The sequence below is a fragment of the Mycobacterium sp. TH-M15 genome, assembly GCF_057473705.1.
Genome location: NZ_JBYCLB010000625.1, coordinates 1 through 2189 on the forward strand (window position 1 = coordinate 1; position 2189 = coordinate 2189).

Annotated in this window: 3 protein-coding genes; 1 reads left to right on the forward strand and 2 read right to left on the reverse strand. The window is 74.1% G+C overall.

Going from position 1 to position 2189, the window contains the following annotated elements; genetic code table 11:
- Nucleotides 1-159 (forward strand): sensor domain-containing protein (locus AC2VNT_RS15285; protein ID WP_486947665.1); only part of this gene is annotated, 159 nt, incomplete at its 5' end.
- Here the strand turns inward: AC2VNT_RS15285 and AC2VNT_RS15290 are convergent.
- Both AC2VNT_RS15290 and AC2VNT_RS15295 read right to left on the reverse strand, forming a co-directional pair.
- Nucleotides 113-754 (reverse strand): TetR/AcrR family transcriptional regulator, encoded by a 642-nt coding sequence (locus AC2VNT_RS15290; protein ID WP_486947663.1) that lies wholly within the window; start codon nucleotides 752-754, stop codon nucleotides 113-115. The genes AC2VNT_RS15285 and AC2VNT_RS15290 overlap by 47 nt on opposite strands.
- Nucleotides 751-2189: FAD-dependent monooxygenase (locus tag AC2VNT_RS15295; RefSeq protein WP_486947664.1), on the reverse strand; the 1439-nt coding region annotated here is incomplete at its 5' end. The genes AC2VNT_RS15290 and AC2VNT_RS15295, both read right to left, overlap by 4 nt.

Sequence of the window (2189 nt, forward strand, 5' to 3'; positions counted from 1 at the left end):
CAGAACACCGGGAACGACTCGGCGTGGGCATGCGGGCGGGCGCTGACCGCGCGGAACAACATCGTGATCGACGTCAACACCTGCAGCGCCGACCCGAAAGACAGCGCGGTGATCATCGCCGGCCGGATCGCCGACCAGGTGCCGATGGAGCGGGGCTGACGTTCACCGGGCCGGCTCCGTGCGGTGTGAGCGCCGCGAAGGCCGCATCGACCAAGTCGAGCAGGTCGGCGTCCTCGTGTTCGGCCCACGCCTGAAGGGCCGCGCCGTTCGCCGCGAGCGCCGCGCCCGCCTGAACGATGCCGGCCAGGTCCGGTTCGGTCACGCCCGCGCGCCGGGCGAGAGCGCGGGCGAACAGGTCGCGGGTGCTGTCGTGGGCGATCCATAGCCGGGCCCGCAACGCCGGGGTGGCCATAATCAGCCGGACCCGGGTCAGCACCGTCTCGCGGTCGGTGGCCAAGATGGTCTCCAGCGCGGCCCGCATCGCGGCGTGCAGCGCCATCAGCGGTGGCTCGTCGGCCGGCCGCGCCGAGATGAGCCGCTCCAGCAGCGGGTCGTAGTCGTCGGACTCGACGACGGCCTCCTTGCGGGGGAAATACCGATAAAACGTCATGTGCGACACCCCGGCGGCCGCGGCGATCTGCTCAACCGTGGTCGCCTCGTACCCGTTGGCGGTGAACAACCGCAGGGCGTGCTGCTGGATGGTCCGACGGGAAGTGGTCTTCTTGCGGCTACGCCAGTCGACGCCGGCGGTCATCGGGCCGGCCCCGCCGCGCCCGGCCCCAGCGCCTCATCCAGCCAGGCCTCGAGTGCCCGCGGATCGGTGCCGCGCCAGCCCAGATGGCCGTCGGGCCGCACCAGCAACGCCGGTCCGTCGCCGGGCAGTGCGGCCACGGCGCCGAGCCGGGCTCGTGCGACCTTCGCCAGCGGCTCCGGCCCGAGCAGCGCCCACGCCGGGCCGAGCAGGTCATGCAGCCGCACCGTGGCACCGTCGCCGGTGACGCAGCGGCGATTGGGCACCCGGTCACCGGGACGTGGGCCGACGGCCGGCCGGCGTCGGGCCCCGAGTGGCCCCCGCCGGTAGGAGACCCGCAGCTGGGAGCCGCGCTCCGCGATCAGCCGCTGCAGCCAGCGGCGGTTCAGCAGCGGCACGGCCACCCGGTCGCGCAACACCCGCGCGGCCCGTCCCCGTCCCAGCGCTGCCACCGTCACGGTGCTCGTCGCCGCCACCACGTCGTGGGCGATCGGCCGCCGTTCCGCCTGGTATGTGTCGAGCAGGCGAGAATCGGCCCGGCCGGCCACCACCAGCGCCAGCTTCCACGCCAGGTTCTCCGCGTCGCCGATACCGGTGTTCATGCCCTGGCCGCCGAACGGACTGTGGATGTGCGCGGCGTCGCCGGCCAGCAGCACCCGACCGTGACGGTAGCCGGCAGCCAGCCGGCGCTGGATGCGAAACGTCGACGTCCACTCGGCGGAGCGGACCGTCCCACCGGCCTCGGCGGTGAGCCGGTCCGCCAGCTGGGCGACGACCCGGTCCGCGTCGGGATCATCCGGCCCGCCCGGCTCGCCGGTTGCGATCAGCCGCCACAGGTCGGCCCCGGGCAGCGGGAACGCCGCCAGCAGTTGGTCGCCGCGCAGCCACGCCGCGGTGGCGGTACGTGGCCGATCCAGGTCGGCGTGCACGTCGGCGAGGAGAAACCGCTCGATCAGCGGCGCCCCGACGAACGGGATCCCGGCGGCCTTGCGAATCGTGCTGTGTGCGCCGCCGGCTCCGACGACCCAGTCGGCGCGCACCTCCGCGCCGCCGTCGAGTGCCGCGGTGACGCCGTCATCGTCGGCGACGACCCCGGACACACCGCGGCCCCAGTCGACTTCGCCGCCCAGCGCGGCCAGCCGGTCCCGTAACGCTTCCTCGATTTCGGCCTGGGATATCACCAGCACCCCGGGATCGTCCGGTCGCAGCGCCTGGTCGATCCGCAGGTTGGCCAGCTCTCGGCCGTCGACGTACACCACGAGACGGCCGATCGGCACGGCGCGTTCGGTGAGGCCGGCCAGCGCGCCCAGCCGATCCAGCACCTCCACCCCGCGGGGCTGCAGGGCCAGCGCCCGAGACGTCGTCGCCGGTGCGGTCGCGACGTCGACGACGCGCACCGTGGCCCCGGCTGCACGCAATCCGCACGCCAGGGTCAGGC